Source organism: Mycobacterium sp. 155 (assembly GCF_000373905.1).
In the GTDB taxonomy this organism is placed as follows: Bacteria; Actinomycetota; Actinomycetes; order Mycobacteriales; family Mycobacteriaceae; genus Mycobacterium.
In genome coordinates this window covers 1-20,588 of the sequence record NZ_KB892706.1, presented here as the reverse complement: position 1 = coordinate 20,588, position 20,588 = coordinate 1, and the positions used below count along the sequence as shown (strand labels likewise).

The following is a 20,588-nucleotide window of genomic DNA, read 5'->3' as shown; positions in this document are numbered from 1 at the left end:
GGTCTAGATGTTGCAGACGCTGACGTTTCTGGTGCGGGGCATGACGTGCGAGCATTGCGTGCGCGCGGTCACCGCGGAACTGGAAGCCCTCGACACGGTGACGGATGTGACGGTTGGCCTTGTTCCACAGGGTGATTCGACGGTCACCGTGACCAGCTCCGCCGGCCTGACAGCCGGCGCGGTTCGGGATGCCGTGCAGCGCGCCGGTTATGACGTGGTAGAGCCAGCTTCGCGGTGAGTGCCGCGGTAGGTTCCCCCTGGCAGTTGGATGGGCACTGAAACCGTAAAGGTGGTGCCGGTTCCGGGTCCGCGGCTGGCCACCCTGATGTGGCCGCCGTGGGCTTCGGTCAGCGCCTTGACGATGGCTAGTCCGATGCCGGAGCCCCCGCGCCCGCGGTCGCGGGCGGAGTCGGCGCGATAGAAGCGCTCGAAGACGTGGGGGAGATGCTCGGCGGCGATGCCGTCGCCGTCGTCGGTGACGGTGAAGCCGACCTCGCCGGCGATCTGGGTGACTGCCAGGGTGACGTGGCCGCCTGCGGGGGTGTGGCGCAGTGCGTTGTCGAGGAGGTTTCCCAACACCTGCGCCAGCCGTTGCCGGTCTGCCCAGAGGCGCACGGTGCCGCTGATGTGGGTTCTCAGGGTGACGTTCTTGGCGGCATAGCGATCTGCGATCGCGGCGCCCGCCGTTCTCGCAAGCTCCCCGGCGTCGACCCACCCCGGGGCGATGGCGGCCTGGCCCTCTTCGGCCTGGGCCAGGGCGGCGGCGTCGGCAGAGAAGCGCACCAATCGACCGGTCTGCTCGCGCAGCATCGCGATGGTCGGCTGATCGAGAGGCTTCACACCGTCTTCCACTGCTTCGAGGTACGCCTCCAACACCGACACGGGCGTGCGGATTTCGTGGGCAAGGTCACCGAACAACCGGCGGCGAGTCGATTCCACGGCCTGGAGCCGTTCAGCCATTCGGTTGAACGCCGTCGCCAGCTCATCGAATTCGTCCCCAAGCCCGGGCGACGCGACCCGGATGTCATAGCGTCCCTCGGCCACGGCCGACGCGGCCGCGGCGACTTCACCGATCGACTGCTGCAGGCGCCGGCTCAAGACTGCCGTGACGATGAACGCGGTCAAGGCGGCCACCGTGATCGCGACAGCGATGGACAGCGCGGTGGCGTTCTGGTACGCCTGCTCGGCGTGGTACTGCTCGTTGGAGTCGTGGGCGATACCTGCTCGGTGCAGATGTTCCCGGAACAACGGTGGTCCGACCACCGACGCCACCACCCAGGTGGTGACCCCGCCTGCGATGAGCACCAGGGTCTGGGCGAGCAGAAGCCGGCGTCCCATCCCAAAACCGGTCGATGCGCTCACTGCCCGGTCCCCATCCGGTAGCCCACACCACGCACGGTGTAGATGAACCTCGGGTCGGCTGGGTCGTCACCGAGCTTGCGCCGAACGTGGCCGACGTGGACATCGACAAGATGGTCGTTGCCCACCCACGGTTCACCCCACACCGCTTCGATGAGCTGCTGGCGGCTCCACACCATGCCAGGGCGGGAGGACAGTGCCCCCAGGATGTCGAACTCAGTGCGCGTCAGAGGGATCAACTGTCCGTCGAGAAACACCTGACGGCCGGCGACGTCGATTGCGAGGAGACCGAACACCCGCCGCGATCCCGGGTCAACAACCGCCCAGCTAGCGACCGAGACCGGTGCACCAAAAGTGCGGGGACGGCGCAACATCGCCCGAATGCGGGCGACTAGCTCGCGCGGACTAAACGGCTTGGTGACATAGTCATCGGCCCCCACCGACAAGCCGACGATGGTGTCAACCTCGGTATCGCGGGCAGTCAGCATCACCACATAGGCATCGGAAAACGTCCGCAGCTGCCGGCACACCTCCACCCCATCGATCCCCGGCAAGCCCAGATCGAGCACCACCACGTCAGGGTCGACTTCTCGGGCCACAGCCAGCGCGGCGGACCCCGAATGGCACACCGTCACCTCGAAGTGTTCGCGTTCCAGATAGCTGGCAACGACGTCGGCCAGAGGTTCCTCGTCGTCGACGACCAATGCTCGATAGCCGAAGTCGGCACCACCCGCCGCTGCCGCCGATGTGAAGTCCATGTCTTCATCGTGCCGTGCCGCTGAGCCGCTTCAGCGTCTTGAGCAAATCTTCATACAACCAACATCAAAGGTGCGGTAGCTGCGGCGCAATGTGGAGGAAGACACTTCAAAGACCAGGAAACGATGATGACTCGACAGGTAGCTATGACGCGGCGCGGCTTTCTGGCCGCCACCGTTGTGGGCGGCGCTGCCTTGGTGGCCTGTAGCCGTTCCACCACCAGTACCGCCCCGACCGGCACCACCGCAACGGATGCGATCACCGCGGCGGAGGCCGCTCGGCCCCATTCCGGTAAGACGGTCACCGCGCGGCTGGCGCCTGGGTCGGCCGATATCGACCTGGGCGGAACGAAAGCGCGCACTCTGGCGTACAACAACCAGGTTCCTGGACCCCTGATCCGGGCCAATGTCGGCGACGAGATCGCCGTCACGGTCGACAACGGTCTCGACCACCCGTCGTCGGTGCACTGGCACGGCATCGCCTTGCGCAACGACATGGACGGCGCCTCACCGGCCTCACCCAACATCGCCCCAGGTTCGAGTTTCACCTATCGGTTCAGCTCGCCGTATCCCGGGACGTACTGGGCTCATCCGCACACCGGACTGGACACCGACTACGGCCTATACATGCCGGTGATCATCGACGACCCGGCCGAACCCGGACGCTACGACGCCGAGTGGATCGTCATGCTCGACGACTGGACCTCCGGAGTCGGCACCAGTCCCGAGGAGATCTTCAAGGGATTGCGGTCGATGGGCAAGGGTGGCGGCTCCATGCCCGGGATGGGCGGCATGCCGGGAACTCCGGGTGTCGGCGGTGTCGGTGCCAGTGATCTGCTGGGGGGAGACGGCGGCGACGTCAGCTACCCGTACTACCTCGTCAACGGGCGGATCCCCGCCGCGGCGACGACCTTCACCGCCAAGCCGGGACAACGCATCCGCATCCGGATCATCAACGCCGCCGCCGACACCGCCTTCCGGGTCGCCCTGGCTGGACACCGCATGACCGTCACTCACACCGACGGGTTCCCTGTCGTGCCCACCGAGGTCGACGCCCTCCTGCTGGGCATGGGGGAGCGCTACGACGTCATCGTGACCGCCGGCGACGGTGTGTTCCCGTTGGTCGCCTCGGCCGAGGGCAAGAACGCCGTCGCCCGCGCTGTGTTGTCCACCGGTGCCGGCAGCGTCCCCGACGCCGCCTTCCGGCCGCCGCAGCTGACGGGCCGGGTCGGCACCGTCGACACCTTTACTGCCACACCGGAAGTCCAGCTACCGACGAACAGTGATCTCGCGCTGCAGGCACGCTTGTCGGGCACGATGATGCAGTACGACTGGATGATCAACGGCCGGCCGTACGACCAGACCATCCCGCTAACCGTCCACCAGGGCCAGCACGCCACCCTCACGTTCACCAACGAGACCATGATGTGGCATCCGATGCACCTGCACGGCCACACCTACCAGGTGATCAAACCCGACGGCACCGCCGGGCCGCGTAAGGACACCGTCATCGTCAAACCGATGCAGACCGTAACGGTAAGGCTCGTCGCAGACAACCCAGGTATATGGATGTTGCACTGCCACAACGGGTATCACATGGACGCCGGCATGATGACCACCCTGAACTACACCAGCTGACACCGCACGCACCCGACCCGTCGAAGAAGTTAGGAAAGGAGAAGTTCCCATGATGTTCTGGTCCGATCACATGAGCGGGTGGGGATACGCAGGAATGGTTATTGGAATGGTCTTGTTCTGGGCCCTCATCATCGTCGGAATCGTCGCCCTGATCCGGTTCAGCACCGGCAACACCCAGGCAGGATCGATTCCGCAGTTCTCGCCGTACACCGAATCGCCGGAGCAGTTGCTGGCCGCTCGGTTCGCCCGCGGGGAGATCGACGAAGCCGAGTACCAACAGCGACTGGCTGTCCTACGCGGCGCCGCGCGGCGTTGACCCTCACCTACGCGAAGGTTCTGCGGGAAATAGGCCGACAGCACTTCGCGGTCCTGTCCACCAGCGACACAAGCGGTACTCCCGCGTCGGCGGGAGTGACATACGGTCTGGCGCCGTCGGGTACCACGATCTACGTGATGACCCGTCGGCACTTGCAGAAGGTCCGCAACATCACTGCCACCCAGGATGTTTCGCTGGTCGTCCCGATACCTCGCAAGCTGATGTGGACGCTGCCGCCCGCCACGATCCAGCTGCGCGGCCGCGCTGAGATCGTGGACTGGACCGACACCGAAGCCTGCGGCGTCTTCTCGGGCTTCTGGCTCGGTCGACAAATCCTCAACAGCTACGAACAACTCCACGAGCGGGGTGAGACGCGAATCTGTTTCTTGCGGATCGACCTCGACTCGGTAATCCGCACCTACATGGTCGGTACGTCGCTCTGGCAGGCCCGATCTCGGATGGAGTCCGGGAGCGCAACTGTCATCAGACCTGGAATCCCAGAAAGTCCCATCGAATAAATCCAAGTAAGACAGTCGCGGCTTCGCAACACCGAGTTAACGCTCATGCCCACACACGCCGCGCGGGCGCGCGACCGACGTGCCATCTTTGAGATCAATCGAAACGCTGCTTGTCCCCCGCAGGGTTCAGCCCAAAATACAACCGATGATGAATGTGATTGGCCGCCCGGCGGCCAGAGGGCATGGCCGGAACGATAGGCATCCCCAATCGCCGAGCGGGGGACGTTTGGCAACGTGCCAAATAGGGTCCTAACGGGCTCGTAGAAGATGAACGCGATGCGCTAATAGGGCGAGAACGGCATCGCAACTTGTCGGCCGGCTGAAACGCCGACGTAGTACTCGCCGCGGCGCTTGGTACGCAACTGCGCACCGACGTGCACCCCGGCGTACTCGCCGCCCGGGCCGACGCGACTACCCGCAATGTCTTGCCGAGGCTGCCGCGCACGTATCTGGGGCGGCGGTAGTTGATTTTTCGGCTGACCCGCTGATTCGGGTGCTACCAGTTGACGCGAATCGGCCGCGACGATCGCGCTTGTAGGTGCGTCTTCGAGCCATGAGTTGCTCGCAACAAATCAGATCTCGAGAGGCTACCGGGACCCCACTCCTCGGCCCAATTTCTGTTCATCTCATACCTCAATTCCAGCTTGCTCGGGCAATCGATTCTACCGTCGTAATGCGCCAAAGTCGTTGATATGCAACTGGTGTCGCGAGTTGGGGCGAATCTAGGCTGCCGTCGCGTGCCATGCCAGTTGCGACGCGGCATTGCACCGATACACCGTCAGATCGGAGGGGCTCGGGTGGGCACATTGGGCAACACTTGAGGTGCATTGTGATCAATCCTCGTCAATCACGGTTGACGTCATTTCCCGGGTCAAAGGCAGTGAGTGGTCAAGAGTTGCATGCCGAAACGGGTTCTGTGCTTGTTGGGGGTCCTGCTATCGCGCGGGCATGTGCCGTGCTGATCTGCTCACGCGGTGTCGCTGAGGTCTTCGTGAGGAACGACGACGTCGTCGGCGTCGGCGGCGATATCGGGAAACAGGGTGCTGATCAGTGCCAGGCCGACAAAGGCGCCCACGATTTGGGCGGCGACGAATCCGGGGACCGAGCTTGGTGCGATGCCGGCGAAGGTGTCCGAGAAGATTCTCCCGACCGTCACGGCGGGGTTCGCGAACGAGGTGGAACTGGTGAACCAGTACGCCGCGCCGATGTAGGCACCGACGGCGGCGGCCGAGAGTGCGGCGCGACCCGTGCGCGCCAGGGCGAATATCAAGGCGATCAATCCCGCCGTGGCCACCACTTCGCCGACAAGGTGTCCGGTGGTGATGCGCCCCTTGGTGGCAACTTCGAATACCTGTCGGTCGAACATCAGGTTGGCCAGCCACGAGCCGGTGATGGCGCCGGCGATCTGTGCCGCGGTGTAGGCGATGGCGTCGCCGCCGTGTATGCCGGTGCCTGCCCGTGGACCCAGCAGCCAGTCGGCGGCAGTGACGACCGGGTTGAAGTGGGCTCCGGAGACGGGGCCGAACAGCAAGATGAGCACTGCCAATCCGAAGACCGTCGCCGTCGAGTTCTCCAGCAGCTGCAGTCCGACATCGTGCGGGGACAACTGGGCGGCTGCGATGCCCGATCCCACCACGACGGTGACCAGTAACCCGCTGCCAACGAACTCGGCCAGAGCACGCCGGGTAAGGGGGGCGGTGTGCATCAGCGGCTCCCATTCGGACTGTCGGAACCCAATACTGCGGAAAGGTATTGCAGGGCGGTGGGAACCACGCGGTAGTACACCCACGATCCGCGTCGCTCACTGGTGAGCAGACCCGCAATGCGCAGAACTTTGAGATGGTGCGAGATCGTTGACTGGCTCACCGCGATGCCGTCCGAGACGTCACAGACGCAGGCTTCCCCGCCGCGGTGGCTGGCGATCACACTCAGGAGCCTTAGGCGTACCGGGTCCGCCAACGCCTTAAGCATCCCCGCCACGCTGACGGCTGCTTCGAGGCTGAGTGGTTCCCGCACCAGCGGCGTGATGTCGCAGGGGTCAGGCGGCTTCGACACTCGTCGATATTGACAATCATCGAATCATGGCACAAGCGAACACTGGGTGAACGACTTTCGCAAAGGCCGGCCTGGTCGAATCGACCCGGGAGGGCATGAACGTCTACCACCGCCCGCACCACGCCGCAGTGGCCGCACTAGTTGGCGTGCTGGACCCGAACTGCTGCTCCTAGAACCGTGTTCAGGTGGCGACAGTGTCGGGAAGTAACTCAGCAATGAGGTCTTCCACGCGGGCTTTGATCTGATCGCGGATCGGGCGCACTGCTTCCACCCCCTTGCCGGCCGGGTCCTCGAGCACCCAGTCGCGGTAGCTTTTCCCCGGGAAGAACGGGCAGGCGTCACCACATCCCATGGTGATCACCACGTCGGAGGCTTCTACCGCGTCAGTGGTGAGGATCTTCGGATTCTGGGTGGAGATGTCGATACCGACTTCCGCCATGGCTTCTATCGCTGCGGGGTTGACCGCGTCGGCCGGTGCACTGCCCGCAGAGCGGACCTCGATGGCGTCACCGGCCAGCGTTGAGAGGAACCCGGCCGCCATCTGGGAGCGGCCGGCGTTGTGGATGCAGACGAATAGCACGGAGGGTTTGGCGCTCATCGACAGGTCCTTTCATCGGATGCCACGGCCGAGGCCTCGGGGATATCAGTGCTGTCGAGGGCCAGGACCGCCGACAACTGTTCCAGGGCAGCCGGAATCACCCAGTAGTACACCCAGGTTCCGCGGCGTTCGCAGTCCAGTAGGCCCGCTTCGCGCAGGGTCTTGAGGTGATGGGAGATCGTCGGCTGGGACACCTCGAATGCGGGGGAGATGTCGCAGACGCAGCATTCGCCGCCGTCGTGGCTGGCGATCAGGCTCAGGATCCGCAGCCGTACCGGGTCGCCGAGTGCCTTGAACATCCGCGCCAGCTCGCCGGCCCAGTCAGAGTCCAATGGCTGATCGGCCAGCGGTGGGCAGCACGGCTCACCCTCCGCAGGGGACGTCTTCGACATGCGTCTATATTGATGGTGATCAATTCAACCGTCAACTGTTGTCGGTGGCCGTGTCCCGGCAGGGGAAGGGATGGCGTCACGTGTCGAAGCCCGCAGTGATGTTTGTCTGCGTGAAGAACGCGGGCAAGTCCCAGATGGCGGCCGCATTGATGCGCCAGCTCGCCGGTGACCGTATCGACGTCTACAGCGCCGGCACCAACCCCGGCGACGCGCTCAACGACCTCTCAGTGCAGGCACTCGTCGAAGCCGGCGCCCCGATCGGTGACGAGCATCCCAAACCAATCGACCCGCAACTGCTGGAGCACATGGATGTGGTCGTGACGCTGGGCCGCGAGGCCCACGTCGACAGTGGTGCCCCCCCATGCGGAACTGGGACACCGACGAGCCATCCGAGCGCGGCATCGACGGCATCGAGCGCATGCGCCTGGTCCGCGACGACATCGCCGCCCGCGTCCAGGCGCTGGCCGGCGAATTGCTCACCGCCACCCAAATCCCCTGACCGACAAAGGAGAACGACCGTCATGCCTACCATCGCCGTTTTCGAGCCCGCCCTGTGCTGCAACACCGGCGTCTGTGGCGAGGACGTCGACCAGAACCTGGTCACCTTCACCGCCGACATGGCCTGGCTGCTCGAACAGGGTGCGTCGATCACCCGCCACAACCTGGCCAACGACCCGCTGGCCTTCGCCCACAACGAGGCCGTCCGGAGTTTCCTGGAGATCGCCGGGTCGGCAGGCCTGCCGCTGGTGTCGGTCGACGGCGTGACCGTCGCGACCGGCCGGTATCCCACACGGGCGGAACTGGCCCGCTGGGCCGGCCTGGAAGCCCAGACAGCGGTGCCGGCCGGTGCGATCAACCTTGGCCTGTCCGAGGGCAGCGCATCGTCGTCGTGCTGCGGCGACTCTGGCTGTTGCTGACACACAATGCGCAACCGAAACTCCGACGCCGACTGGAGGTCCTGCCGCTATGACGTCCGCTGACCTGACGTTCCTCACCCACCCCCCGCGGTTCCTGTTCTTCACCGGCAAAGGCGGAGTCGGCAAGACCTCCATCGCCTGCGCAGCAGCTTTAGCTCTCGTCGGCGCCGGCAAGCACGTGCTGCTGGTATCCACCGACCCAGCCTCCAATGTGGGGCAGGTCCTTGGGGTTTCCATCGGCAACGCCATCACCGCGATCCCCGCCGTCGACGGACTCTCGGCCCTGGAGATCGACCCCGAGGCCGCGGCCGCGGACTACCGCGAACGCATCGTCGGCCCGGTGCGCGGACTGCTGCCTGAGGCCGAGATCGCCTCCATCACAGAACAACTCTCCGGCTCGTGCACCACCGAGGTGGCCTCCTTCGATGAGTTCACTGCGCTACTCACCGAGAGCGAGGGCGCCGTCGCCGGCTTCGATCACATCCTGTTCGACACCGCCCCCACCGGGCACACGATCCGGCTGTTGCAACTTCCCGGGAACTGGACAGAGTTCCTCGAAGCCGGCAAGGGTGACGCTTCCTGTCTGGGCCCGCTCGCCGGCCTGGACAAGCAGAAGAGCACCTACGCCGCCGCGGTCGCCGCTCTGGCCGACCCCGACCGTACCCGCCTGGTGCTGGTGAGCCGCCCGACCCGCTCGGCACTGCGTGAAATCGACCGCACCCATACCGAATTGGCCGCACTCGGGATGAACCGCCAGTACGTCGTCGTCAACGCCGTCATGCCCAAACCCGCCGACGACACCGACCCACTGGCCGGCGCGGTGTACCGCCGCGAACAAGCCGCCCTCACCGATATGCCCCCCGCTCTGCGCACCCTGCCGACTGACTACATCGACCTCAAGGCCGACAACATGGTCGGCCTCGACGCCCTGCACACCCTGTTCGACACCACGCCCGTTACCCCGGCCGGCGATATCGCTCCCGCCGCCCCACATCCGGTGGCGGTCGCACCGCTACGCGAACTGGTCGACGACATCGAGCGCGGCGGAAAGGGGCTGGTGATGTGCATGGGCAAGGGCGGGGTCGGCAAGACCACCGTCGCAGCCGCCATCGCAGTCGAGTTGGCCGAGCGTGGCCACGATGTCCACCTGAGCACCACCGACCCCGCCGCCCACCTCGCTGAAACTCTGCAAGGCGGTGTCGAGCACCTGCGCGTCTCCCGCATCAATCCCGCCGACGCCAGCCGCACCTACCGCGAGCGGGTCATGACAACCAAAGGCGCCCACCTCGACGAGGCAGGCCGCGCCACCCTCGCGGAGGACCTGCGCTCGCCCTGCACGGAAGAGGTTGCTGTCTTCCAAGCCTTTTCCAAGGTGATCCATGAATCACGCAGCACCTTCGTCGTCCTCGACACAGCCCCCACCGGGCACACGCTGCTGCTGCTGGATGCCACCGGCTCCTATCACCGCGATATTGCGCGCCAGATGGGGGACAGCGGGCACTACACCACCCCGCTCATGCGGCTACAGGACCCCGAACTCACCAAAGTCATTCTCGTCACCCTGGCCGAAACGACACCGGTGCTCGAAGCCGCCGACCTTCAACACGACCTCGAACGCGCCGGCATCCACCCCTGGGCGTGGGTCATCAACAACTCGGTGGCCGCCGCCGCCCCCACCAACCCACTTCTACGTCAGCGTGCCGTCGCCGAACTCGACGAAATCGACACCGTCCGAAGTAAATACGCCACCCGATACGCCGTCATCCCGCTATTGGCCGACGAACCCGTCGGCATCCCAGCTCTCGAAGCTCTGACAGCACCGAACTCCTGAGTCAGCGCAGGTCAGGAGACGGCGTTGGCGGCCGCGGCCACTTTCGCCTGAAAATCCTGGGGCAGTGGGAAGTAGCCGTGGTCCTCAAGGTGAAGCTGACCGGGTCCCACTGCTGACTGCAGGAACGCTCGCACCGCCTGGCCGGTGGCCGGATCACTGTATTTCGAGCACACCAGCTCATAAGTCGCCAACACGATCGGGTAGGCCCCCGGGCTGGTCGGTGCGTAGAACTTCGAGGTGTCCAGCACCAGGTCGTTGCCTTGACCGATGACTGTCGCAGCAGAGATGGTCTTGCCGACCGTGTCGGCGGTGATCGGCACAGGCGTCGGCCCGGCAGAGGTCACGATCTGTGCGCTGGCCAGCCGCTGCTGTTTGGCGAAAGAGTACTCGTTGTAGGTGATCGCCCCGGGCGTGTCCCTGACCGCAGCGGAGGTTCCCTCGTTCCCCTTCGCGCCCTGACCGACTCCACCGTTGAACGTCTTACCGGTTCCCTTACCCCACAAGCCGGCCGAAGCGGAGTCAAGATACCGCTGGAAGTTGTCGGTGGTGCCCGACTCGTCGCTGCGGTAGACGACCTGGATGTCCTCCGGCGGCAGTTGCAGTGTGGGGTTCAGGCCCTTGATAGCCGGGTCATCCCAGCGGGTGATCGCGCCGTTGAAGATTTTCGCTGCTGTCGGTCCGTCAAGTGCCAGGCTGGGTGCATCGGCGAGGTTGTAGGTCATCGCGATGGGGCCGAAGACCACGGGAAGGTTCCACGCCGGCGATCCGCAACGCTTTTGAGCAGCGTCATACTCCCCGCGCTCTTGGCTCAGTGCGGAATCCGAACCGCCGAAATCGGTTCGATTGCCAATGAACTCGCTCACCCCGGCGCCAGAACCATTCGACGTGTAGTTCACCGTGTGTCCGGGGCAGGCGTTCGAGAGAGCCTCGACGAGCACGGGCATCGCGTTGGCCTGTGCGGTGGAGCCGCTGGCGGTCAGCGCGCTCTTGCCACCGCAGTCGATATGCGCCGCGGTCACATACTGCGGCATGGCGTTATCGTGGCCGCAGGCGGTCAACGGCGCTGCCGCCGCGGCGATCGTACAGACGGCCAGTCGAAAGCTTCTGCGGCTCAGGGGTGAAGTCTTCACGTCGGGTCCTTCATGGGTAGGTGGGGGACGGGTACGAATAAATCGGTCAGCTGGCGTGCAGAGCTGGGAGCAGGCGCTCAATCCGCTCGGTCAGCGTGTCCAGGGCGTGGTCGAACGCCTCGGGTGTCTCAGAGGACGCCGGATCTGGTATCGACCAGTGCAGTCGGCGTGGATCCGGGGGAAGTTCTTCATGGGCGTTGTCGCACACCGCCACCACCAGATCGCCGGGTTGCAGCACGTCCTCGATATGCACCGGTGCTTGAGAGGCCATCGCAAGGCCGTGGCGCCGTGCGGCTTCGATTGCGCTGGGGTGCGTCTTTGCGGCCGGATGGGTGCCCGCTGACACTGCCGGCAGTTGGCTATGCCGACTCCACACGGCAACCGCCAAGGGGCTGCGCGCCGAGTTGTGGCTGCACACAAAGAGCACTCGCTGTGCGCGCCAACCCGCTGTCGGGAGCGCCGCTTCTAATGTCCGGGGTACCAACTGGATGTAGGTGCGCCTCCGGTCCGCCTCGGAACGGCTGCGCCGCACCACCCCGGCCTCTTCCAGAATCCGCAGGTGGTGGGCAACCAAATTCGACGGCATGGCCAGCAATGCCTGCAGCTCCGACGGTGACGCATCGGCCAGCAGCAGTCGGTCCACTATCGACAGTCGAGCGGGGTCACCCAACGCAGCGTGCACCTGCGCCCGACGTTCAGCTGTAGGGGCGTCGCCTAGGGCAGGTGACTCAATGCTCATTGAGTCAATAGTTGTCGAGTAATTGGATGACGTCAACCTCGCAGGCGCTCGGATCTGAGCGTCCCGATCGCGCGATGTCTCCGCTGTGCTCCGACACAGGCGAGTGGTCAATCAATACTCAACGGTGACTCCTAGGGCTAGAGCCGCGGGCAATAGACTCCAAGAGCATCCAGCAAGAGGAGGAGCTTTGGGCGACTTACACGTCGCACAGATCAGACGTCGGTTGCAGGACACCACATGTCCACACATCGACATCTCCGACCTGAGTGCGCACGGCCCCGAACAAGTCGAACAGGCGCGCCTTACCAGGGCGCTCGCCGCGTTCATCCTGAACGTCGCGGTGCAGCCCGCGACCTGGCCGACCGGCAGACCCGCCGGATACCGCCGGATCAGATGCGCGCCATCGGTGCCCTCGACATAATCCATCGCGATCCACAGCTGGCCGTCGTACTCGCCGCGGTCATGCACGGCGAAGATGTGCGGATGCCACAGCCGCGCAGCCAGATCGGCCTCGCGGATAAATCTCTGGCGGTACTCCGGGTCGGCCGAAATATCGCTCACTATAATCCTGACCGCACCCCGGCGCGGCAACCGCGGAGGCTCCGCCAGATACACCTCGGCCCAGGGTCATGACCGCGGAAGCTGCGCACAGCGCAAGGCTCAGCGGATCACAGTTCCAGTCCGTCGACCTCGGCCGAAAGGCCTCGATCGGCAGCCTGTTCCGACCCGGTGAACCTGTTGGCCATCCGTTCGTAGGATTCGGCGAAGGCCCGCTCGCGGGCTTTGTCCTGCCGCCAGGCCTCCCGACGCGCGCCGCGCCGCTGCTCGTTGCGGTCAAGGGCGTGCGCTACTTCGTCGGGGAGCTGTTCGCGCGGGCTGCGTTCGGCTTCGGCGTGCATGGTGCGCGGGCGGTCGTCGTTGGCCAGGATTTTGTGCAGGTAGTGGGCGGCGGCGTACTTGTTGCCGCGCCGCAGAATATGCAGGGCGCCGTCCGCGATCAGGCTGGCGTGTTCGTGGTCGGCTTCGCCGGTGATGGGCTGGTAGATCGCGATGTGGTTCTCGTCTTTGGCGCGGGTGGCTGCGACGTAGGCCATCGACCGGCCGGCGTTTTCCGACATGATCGACCAGCACACGCCGTAGCGTTCAGCGTTGCCGACCGTGATGCCTTGGGCTGAGTGCACGGTCCCTGCATAGCCCAGGGTGATGTGCTCACGCACGTAGTCGGGTTCGAAGATGGCGCGGGCGCCGTCGGTGACCCGCTCGGCGAAAATCCGGCCGGTTCCCTCGTCGATGCCCGCCGCCCGCCACCGATTGCCGTTGCGGACCTGGTCGACTTGTTGACCGGGAGTGTGGTGCGGGCCGGGCAGCACCTCCACGGTGGTGTCGTTGTGGCGGCTCATGATCAAATCACCGGCGCGGATGTCGTGGTCACGCGACGCACCCACGCTGGGCGCCCCGGCGTGGGTATAGACATCGTGCAAGCGGCGGTTGATCGCATCGGCCATGCTCCACTTGTCGCAGATGATCGCGACGTCCTTGCCGTCCTCGCGGGCGGCGATGTAGGCCTGCGTGGCGTCCTGGGCCATCGCGACCGGGTCGCCGGTATGCAGGCGGTCGTGGGTGCGATACCAGCCCACCGCTTTACGCAGCCGGTTGCCGCGTGCCGAGCGCAGCGCCAAGGAGGCGTCGCGCTCTTGGACGTTGCGCATGCGCCACACCTCGCCGAGCCGCTGCGACCAGGGCAGCTCTTCACACAGCTGCTCGAACATGCCGCCGCGGGCCCGCACCGGCGAGAGCTGGTAGGGATCGCCGACGAGCACCATCTTGGCCCGGCCCACCGCCGCGCACGACAGCAGCTTTTTCAGATCGGGGGTGCCCACCATGGACGCTTCATCGACGACGACCACGGTGGCGCGGTTGACCTCCAAAGTGTTGTCCTCGATCAACTTCAACGCTTTGGCCACGGTCAGACCCCGGTCACCGGCCTGGTCGCGCATCGCCTCGTCGACCGCTTTGCCGGTCGGGGCCAGCACCAGGACCTCCTTGCCGGCGCGGTGCGCGGCCGCGCGCAGCGCTTTGAGTGAGTGGGTCTTGCCCGCCCCGGCGGGGGCTTGCAGGGGTTGCACCAGATACGTCGAGGATGCGATGTTGCGGATAGCGCGTTCCTGATCGGCCGACAGGTCGCCGAGGTCCTCGGGGCGCACCGACAGCTGCGATCCTCCCTCGGCGTGATCCATCATCTCGAACACCCGCTCTTCCTCGGCGATGACCGCGGCGACGGTGTACTTGACGTAGCCCTCCCGGTGGTGGGTATCCCGCTCGGCCGACACCCGCACCAACACTTGAGCGACGAGCGCTTCGGTCAGCTCCCGCGGGTCGCCGGCGGCATCGACGGGCAACTGGGCGGCGATCACTTCGACCATGTCGGCACGGGTGAATGCCGCCTTATCGATCCGGGCGCCCATCTTCTCGGCCTGAAAGTGGAAACCGGGTGAAACTGACCAACCAGGTGAAGTGGGTGAAGTGGGTGAAACCGACTGACCGGACGTGGGTGAAACTGACCACCCACTTGAGCGAGCAGAAGTGGGCGAAACCTGCTCGGCCCAGGTGGGTGGAACCGACTGCCGCGCCGCGCGGGCGGCGTAGTGGGCTGCCCGGTCCACCTCGAGCGTGCGGGGATCGTTCTGCCAGTCCTCTCGCAGTTGCGCCCAGGACAGCGACTCAGGCTTGCGTGGCCGCACCGCCTTCTGCGCCGCCGCCAACTGGGTGGCCGTTGGCGTGCCGTCAACCACCTCCAGGGTGTCTGCCGCCCACTGACGCAACCGGGTGGACTGCTGCGACCACGACTTCAGGCAGCTTTTGGTGACCCCGGCGATCTCGGCCATCCCGGTGTGCAGGTCGACCGGCTCCCACTCGACCCCACGCTCGGTGTGCAGCTCGCGGCGCATGACGGCCTGATAGATCATCCCGGCGGCCTTGGCTTCGTGATACAGCGACGTCCCGTCGATTGACACCAGCACCCCGTCGGCGCGGGCCTGGCGATTGGGCACAATGACGTGGGTGTGCAGGTGCGGATCGCCGCACCGGCTCGTCTCGTGCTGATAGGCGATCGCGACCAGACCGGGCAGCCGCTCCAGGTCCTTCATGCCGGTAATCGGGTTGTGCACCCGGGTGTAGCCGGCGTGCTCGTGCAGGTAGGTCATCGCCGCCTGCACCGCCTTGGCGTGGGCGTTGGCCACCACCTTCTCGTTGACGTCATCCGGGGACAGCGCCCGCATCAACGACACGCTCTTGGGTGCGGCGAACACCAGGTCGAAGCCGTGGACCGAGTCCTTGGTGAACGCCCGCCCACCGGCCCCGTTGGGGGCGATCCCGTCATCGAGCCAGTCCGCCGCCGTCCCGGTATCAGCAAACCCACCGTCGATGGCCGCGCCGTCCAGGCCGGTCAACTCGGCCACCCGCTCCGTGTCGCCGACAACCACCCAGGTAGGTGCCCGGGTATCGCCCTCCGAGTAGTACTCACCCAGGCCGCCGCCGGCCCGTTCCCGGTCCATCGCCGACTGGCGGGCCTCATCGGCAGTGCGGTTGTAGTAGTTGATGCTCCAGCGCCGCAGCTTGGAAATGGTCAACATCGCAGACCACCTCCCGAACCGGACGCCGTCCCCGCCCGCGGGGGGACGAGGGGTTTCGGTCGCGCTCTGCGCGGCCGAGACGAGTGTCGCACATCCTTGTGCAAATGTGCCGGAAGACAATGGGGGTTTTGTAAAGCGGTGAAGGGACGGGTGGGGTTCTTGAGCTGGTGACCGGCGGAGAGCTGGCGGATTGGTGCGGCGAGGTGGTGATGGGCGGGGATAGGGTTGGGCGATGAGGGGATGTGGAGCTGGTGGGGTTGGGGTGCGAGTGTCGCCTCCGGGCCAGGCGCGCCGCGCAGCGGCGGCCGCAGGTCTCAACCGGCTGGGTGGGCGACGGCCAGGCGGGGAAAGTTCTGCGCCTGGCCGATGGCAGCCGTGGGCTGCCCGCTCGGTGCGAGGTTGCTCAGCAAATAGGGCAGCGGAGGTGTGATGCGGGCGATTCAGGTTGCGTTGGTGGTGTTGGTGCTTGAGCTGGTGGCGCTGTCGTGGGTGGTCGGTGCCGATCTGCTCGCGTGGTTGTCTCCGGCGTGGACGGGGTCGTAGTGCGGCTTGCCGAAGAAAATGCGGGCCGGGCCGACCGCATCGGATCGCCGGCCTCACCTAATTGCCCCGACAACACCGGGCCGGGCCAGCTGTCCCCGGGCGGCTGATGTACAGCTCGCTTTGGAAGTTGAGGTGCTCGGGGTAGGCGACTATCGCGGTGAGCGGCCCCTGCGGGTAGGTCTCCCAGGCGTCGCCGGCGACCTGGCCCCGCTCGGTGCAGAACACCAATTGGTGGGGCAACCGTCGGGTGGGCCGGGTCGATGAACTGATACGTCCGGGCGTAATCGATTTCGGAGAGTGCACTGATCCTGCCGAATGGTGGCGACAAGACGGGGTGAGCCGGACCCGCCCGGGGTGGACGGGCCCGGCTGCTGGGGCGGGGCTAGACGAGGGCGCCCTCGTTAGGTGTCGAGCACGGCCCCGATGGCGGCGTCGAGCTCGTCGTAGGTGGTGGGGGCGGCTCCGCCGACGGTGAGGGTCCAGGCTGGTTCGCCGACCAGGCCGGCGGTGAGGGTGTAGGTGCGTTCGCCGCGGGCCCGGTAGGTCCAGGCGGTGCCCGGCACGGCGTGGAACATCAGGTCGCCGACCCGCACTTTGGTGATCCGCACGTGCGGCTCGGTCTCGAGGTCGGCGGCGGTGGCTTCCACGGCGGCGCGCAGTCCATAGTCGGCCTGGGCGAGCAGGGTGAGTTGGTGTCCGTCGCGCCGGGTGTAGCGGTGCGTGCTGATGAGGGCGGCGTCGCCGTGGTTGTGGTGGGCGATGGGGGTGATTCCGTACTGCTGTTCCTGCAGTCGCCCGATGGCCTCGTCGAGAAGGTTGAAGGCCAGGTCGAAGTCGTGGTCCATGGTTGTGCTCCGTTCTGTGTGCTCAGTGGTGCGCCGGTCAGCGCTGGGGAGCGGTCAATCGGGCGGGTGGCCGGGTCAACCCCGAAGAGTCCGCGGCGGGGGAGCCGGAGTTTCGGCCCGGGCTCGCCCGGCGCGGCAGCGCCCTGGGCGGGCTCCCATAGGGTCGGAACTGTCACTCGGCCGGCGATGTCGGCGTGGACGTGGGTTGAGGCGGACGGGTCCTGGCCGATTAGGCTGCGGACCCCGCTGACGGCAATGAAGGTGAGTGGCTTCTCAACCCGGGGCCGCCCGCAGGGCGGGCGTCGCCGCGCCGCCGGCGCGGGGCTGGCACGCACGGAAGAAATGGAGAGCCCCTTGCCCGACATGGGGTGTGTGGGTCGGGCCGGGGGCAGGTGGGGCGGTTAGTTAGCGGGTCGGCCGTGGCTGCAGGCTCTGTGACCAGTGACCAGTGGCCGGTGGAAGCGGCAGCATCGTCGACGACACCTGGGTATTCGTCGGGCCCACCCGCCACCCCGACTTCGCGGTGATCCGCGAGGAGCGCTACGGGACCACCGTCCACACAGACCGCCGCCGCCCAGTTCGGGCAGGACCCGAAAGGGTGGCGAGCCGGTGCGGGGGGTTCGTCGGCGGCGTGCAGGTGGGCGGCGACGCGGTGGTCGAGCTTGAGGATGCGGATGACCGCTGGGATCTCAAGGGTGCAGCGGCGGGCCATCACGTCGAGGCGGATGACGATGATGGCGGCCACGCGATCGCCGAGTTGCGTCCCGTAGGCCCGCCGCAACGAACGGACCGCACCGAAACGTCCGACCAGGTGACGAACGCGGTGACGTTAGAGAACGCCTGCGGTGTCGATGAACCAGCGATGCGTCTGCCGGCAGCCGGCGTCGACATCGGCCTGACCGTCGGTCATACCCCAGAGTTCAAAGGCCCAGCGGGCCCACACCGACTGCAAGGTTTCGCCGAGTTCGTCCAGCACGGCGTGATCCTCCAGGAGAGCTGCCACGGCGACGACTTCGCCAGTCGACTAGACGCCTCGGTAGTCCGCCCAACCATAGGCACGGACAAGGCCGGCACGCGCGACGAGGTCGGTACGTCGCCGGTCGCGATCAGCCTCGGTCGGTCGAGTAAACACAGTCACTCCTCACTCGTCAGGACGAGTATCGCAGCCCCGCACGACAACGCCGGGCCGACCGCAAACCTAGGTGTCTGCAGGTCACAGATGAGCAGGTTTGGTTATGGCCGCGTCGCCGCGGAACACGATTCGAGACGACGCGCCTCATGGCGCAGACACACGAGCCGCCCTGGATAGTTCAGCAAACGCACAGTTCAGCCAGCGGCGCCGCGCCGGCCGGCGCGGAACACCAGCACCCCGGAAGAAAGAGAGGCCCGGCCGACCCGTGGTGTGCGGATCGGCCGGGCCTGTGGGGCGGTGGGCTAGTTCGGGCTGTCCATCTCCTCGGAGGCCTTGAGCAGGACCGCGGTGACTGTCTGGGGGTCCATGCCGCCGCGCAGTGCGGTGGACAGCAGGGCGGCCAGGCGCGGGTAGGCGATGTCGTGGTCGGCGGCGAGATCGCTGGCGGTCTCCAGGGCGATGTCGGCGCGGGTGGTGTCGTTGGCGACGTAGTACAGCGCCGCGGCGACGGTGAGCGCTTCGACGCGGGCGGCCCGGCGTAGGCGCCCGGCGATGGTGGTCCACAGCGCGGCGGCGGCGTAGGGCTGCTCCATCCCGAGCAGGATCATCACGTCGCGCATCCGGGCGCTGGCGAGGATCGCCAGGCCGGCCCGGGTGGGCAGCGTGGGGCTCATGGGGGCTCCGGCGATGACGGTGGCGAGTTCCTCGGCGGTGTCGACGGGGGACTGCGCGGCGGTGCTGGCCGCCAGCAGCGGGGCCGGGTCGGTCTCGCGGAACTCCTCGATGAGGTCGTCGCGGGAGGTGACGACGGGGCGGCCGCCGACGATGCTCATCGCGGTGAAGATGCTGTCGGTGTAGGCGGCCTGGGGGCCGGTCTGGCCGGTGTCGATGTCCATCCAGTGGCCGGCCTCGGTGACGCTGGCGGTCAGCAGTCGCTGACGGACCGGGATGTCGGCGTCGAGGAAGGCGTTGCGCATCGCGTCGAGAACCACACCGGCCTGGGCGAGGTGTTCGGGTCCGCAGACCGCGATGAGGATGACGGCGGCGGTGTTGGTGATGGTGACCCCGCAGATGTCGGGCAGGGTGGCCGCGTGCTCGTGGGCGGTGGTGACGGGGATGCTGATCACGTTGCGCAGCTGGAGTCCACCGGAGTCGTTGCGCCGCATGGTGATCGCGACGGCGCGGGCCTGCGGCACGTATCCCATGATCGAGGGGAGTGCTGAGATCAGATCGCCGGCGTTGGACATGGTGTAGTCGTTCATGGCGGTTGTCCTGTCTGTTGGTGACCGGCTCGGGTGCCGGTCGGTACAGGTGCGGCTTGGATCGGTGGGGTGTCGGTGTCCACCCCGGTAGAGACCGCCGGGGATCGAGGCGGGTTTGGCGCCCCCGCCCCTGCCGGCGCGCAGCGCTTCGGCGGGGGTTGGGGTTGGGCGCCAAAGGTCCTTGGCCGCCGCTGATTCCGGCGGGCGTGGGTTGACACCGACGGGGACCCCGGCGATCACACTGGGGCACCTGCTGACGGCACAAGAAGGGGAGTGGCTGCCCAACCCGGGGCCCGCCCGCGGGCGGGCATCGCCGCGCCGCCGTGCGCAGAACACCAGCACCCCGGAAGGAAAAGAGAGACCCGGCCGACCCGTGGTGTGCGGATCGGCCGGGCCTCGGTGCGGCGGGTTTCAGGTCCACACCAGCCTGGGTGCGGGACGCCAGTCTGCGGGCGGCTCCTGGTGGGAGACGAAGATCCGGTCGCGGGCCCAGCGCCCGATGTAACCGGGACCGCCTTCGGCGGTGAGGTTGGGCAGGGGGCTGCGGCGCACGGCCCAGTCGTCGACGGGCAGGTCGGCCTTGTCGATGAATTCGCGTTTGTCGGCGTTGCAGAAGTAGCCGGAGTTGTCGCTGGTGATGAACCTGGGTGGCAGCGCGGTGGTGGGTTCGACGTCGTCGAGGATCAGGCCGGCGAAGCGCACGAACTGGGGGTCCGCGGCCAGGAAGTACAGGTTCGTGCCGCAGGGCTCCTCGGCGGCGTAGTCGCCGGCCCAGACGACTTTCATGCCGCCGTCGAGGCTGAGCATGGCTTCCACCGCCCACATCAATGGTGTGTCGGCGCGGCTGTGCCCGAACAGCTTTAACCCCGATCCGTAGTCGTCGGGGTTGAGCGCGGCGACGATGCGCCCGGAACTGTCCAGGAAGG

19 protein-coding genes and 2 pseudogenes are annotated in these 20,588 nt (G+C 66.5%); 7 read left to right on the top strand and 14 right to left on the bottom strand.

The window, feature by feature from the left end; genetic code table 11:
* Window positions 1-7 precede the first annotated feature (7 nt).
* Window positions 8-238, top strand: a complete 231-nt coding sequence (locus tag B133_RS0121475; RefSeq protein WP_018604100.1) for a heavy-metal-associated domain-containing protein — start codon at window positions 8-10, stop codon at window positions 236-238.
* On the opposite strand, the gene B133_RS0121470 is transcribed toward B133_RS0121475, so the two are convergent.
* Window positions 208-1,338 (bottom strand): ATP-binding protein, encoded by a 1,131-nt coding sequence (locus B133_RS0121470; RefSeq protein ID WP_018604099.1) that lies wholly within the window; start codon window positions 1,336-1,338, stop codon window positions 208-210. The genes B133_RS0121475 and B133_RS0121470 overlap by 31 nt on opposite strands.
* Window positions 1,339-1,358: 20 nt before the next feature.
* On the bottom strand, window positions 1,359-2,117 hold the full coding sequence (locus tag B133_RS0121465; protein ID WP_018604098.1) for a response regulator transcription factor: 759 nt from the start codon (window positions 2,115-2,117) through the stop codon (window positions 1,359-1,361).
* A 144-nt stretch (window positions 2,118-2,261) separates the two neighbouring features.
* On the opposite strand from B133_RS0121465, the gene B133_RS0121460 reads away from it, so the two are divergent.
* From B133_RS0121460 to B133_RS0121450, 3 genes are read left to right on the top strand one after another with little or no spacing between them, the layout of a single operon-like run.
* Window positions 2,262-3,752 carry a multicopper oxidase family protein gene (locus B133_RS0121460; protein WP_018604097.1) on the top strand — a complete coding sequence of 497 codons (1,491 nt, stop codon included), beginning with the start codon at window positions 2,262-2,264 and terminating at the stop codon, window positions 3,750-3,752.
* A 49-nt stretch (window positions 3,753-3,801) separates the two neighbouring features.
* Complete coding sequence (locus B133_RS0121455; protein WP_026256730.1) at window positions 3,802-4,068, top strand: SHOCT domain-containing protein; 267 nt, start codon at window positions 3,802-3,804, stop codon at window positions 4,066-4,068.
* The gene (locus B133_RS0121450) at window positions 4,065-4,586 is read left to right on the top strand and encodes a pyridoxamine 5'-phosphate oxidase family protein (protein WP_026256729.1); all 522 of its coding nucleotides are present in this window, start codon (window positions 4,065-4,067) and stop codon (window positions 4,584-4,586) included. Before B133_RS0121455 ends, B133_RS0121450 begins: the two co-directional genes overlap by 4 nt.
* Window positions 4,587-5,553: 967 nt before the next feature.
* Here the strand turns inward: B133_RS0121450 and B133_RS0121445 are convergent.
* The 4 genes from B133_RS0121445 to B133_RS0121430 form a co-directional block, all read right to left on the bottom strand.
* A complete protein-coding gene (locus B133_RS0121445) occupies window positions 5,554-6,291 on the bottom strand; it encodes an MIP/aquaporin family protein (RefSeq protein WP_018604094.1) in 738 nt (245 codons plus the stop codon).
* On the bottom strand, window positions 6,291-6,641 hold the full coding sequence (locus B133_RS0121440; protein ID WP_018604093.1) for a metalloregulator ArsR/SmtB family transcription factor: 351 nt from the start codon (window positions 6,639-6,641) through the stop codon (window positions 6,291-6,293). The genes B133_RS0121445 and B133_RS0121440 overlap by 1 nt, the downstream gene beginning before the upstream one ends.
* Window positions 6,642-6,822: 181 nt before the next feature.
* Window positions 6,823-7,239 carry an arsenate reductase ArsC gene (locus tag B133_RS0121435; RefSeq protein WP_018604092.1) on the bottom strand — a complete coding sequence of 139 codons (417 nt, stop codon included), beginning with the start codon at window positions 7,237-7,239 and terminating at the stop codon, window positions 6,823-6,825.
* Window positions 7,236-7,631: a helix-turn-helix transcriptional regulator gene (locus B133_RS0121430; protein ID WP_018604091.1), complete on the bottom strand. Its 396-nt coding sequence runs from the start codon at window positions 7,629-7,631 to the stop codon at window positions 7,236-7,238. Before B133_RS0121430 ends, B133_RS0121435 begins: the two co-directional genes overlap by 4 nt.
* A gap of 98 nt (window positions 7,632-7,729) precedes the next feature.
* On the opposite strand from B133_RS0121430, the pseudogene B133_RS23125 reads away from it, so the two are divergent.
* The 3 genes and pseudogenes from B133_RS23125 (at window position 7,730) to arsA (ending at window position 10,379) form a co-directional block, all read left to right on the top strand.
* Window positions 7,730-8,130 (top strand): annotated as a pseudogene (locus B133_RS23125) (low molecular weight phosphatase family protein).
* A gap of 22 nt (window positions 8,131-8,152) precedes the next feature.
* Window positions 8,153-8,548, top strand: a complete 396-nt coding sequence (gene arsD, locus B133_RS0121415; protein ID WP_018604088.1) for an arsenite efflux transporter metallochaperone ArsD — start codon at window positions 8,153-8,155, stop codon at window positions 8,546-8,548.
* A 49-nt stretch (window positions 8,549-8,597) separates the two neighbouring features.
* Window positions 8,598-10,379, top strand: a complete 1,782-nt coding sequence (arsA, locus tag B133_RS0121410; RefSeq protein ID WP_018604087.1) for an arsenical pump-driving ATPase — start codon at window positions 8,598-8,600, stop codon at window positions 10,377-10,379.
* A gap of 11 nt (window positions 10,380-10,390) precedes the next feature.
* On the opposite strand, the gene pstS is transcribed toward arsA, so the two are convergent.
* The 8 genes and pseudogenes from pstS to B133_RS0121360 form a co-directional block, all read right to left on the bottom strand.
* Complete coding sequence (gene pstS / locus B133_RS0121405) at window positions 10,391-11,494, bottom strand: phosphate ABC transporter substrate-binding protein PstS (protein ID WP_051088155.1); 1,104 nt, start codon at window positions 11,492-11,494, stop codon at window positions 10,391-10,393.
* 61 nt (window positions 11,495-11,555) lie between these two features.
* Window positions 11,556-12,248 (bottom strand): helix-turn-helix domain-containing protein, encoded by a 693-nt coding sequence (locus B133_RS0121400; protein WP_026256727.1) that lies wholly within the window; start codon window positions 12,246-12,248, stop codon window positions 11,556-11,558.
* A gap of 351 nt (window positions 12,249-12,599) precedes the next feature.
* A pseudogene (locus B133_RS25075) lies at window positions 12,600-12,866 on the bottom strand (serine/threonine protein kinase); the annotation flags it as partial.
* A 50-nt stretch (window positions 12,867-12,916) separates the two neighbouring features.
* Window positions 12,917-15,880, bottom strand: a complete 2,964-nt coding sequence (mobF, locus tag B133_RS0121390; RefSeq protein ID WP_018604082.1) for a MobF family relaxase — start codon at window positions 15,878-15,880, stop codon at window positions 12,917-12,919.
* Between the two features lie 944 nt (window positions 15,881-16,824).
* Window positions 16,825-17,268: a hypothetical protein gene (locus B133_RS0121375; protein ID WP_018604077.1), complete on the bottom strand. Its 444-nt coding sequence runs from the start codon at window positions 17,266-17,268 to the stop codon at window positions 16,825-16,827.
* A gap of 829 nt (window positions 17,269-18,097) precedes the next feature.
* A complete protein-coding gene (locus tag B133_RS25070; protein WP_232423384.1) occupies window positions 18,098-18,271 on the bottom strand; it encodes a hypothetical protein in 174 nt (57 codons plus the stop codon).
* Window positions 18,272-18,702: 431 nt separating this feature from the next.
* Window positions 18,703-19,662 carry a DUF4192 domain-containing protein gene (locus B133_RS23115; RefSeq protein ID WP_018604075.1) on the bottom strand — a complete coding sequence of 320 codons (960 nt, stop codon included), beginning with the start codon at window positions 19,660-19,662 and terminating at the stop codon, window positions 18,703-18,705.
* 411 nt (window positions 19,663-20,073) lie between these two features.
* Window positions 20,074-20,588: hypothetical protein (locus B133_RS0121360; RefSeq protein ID WP_018604073.1), on the bottom strand; the 515-nt coding region annotated here is incomplete at its 5' end.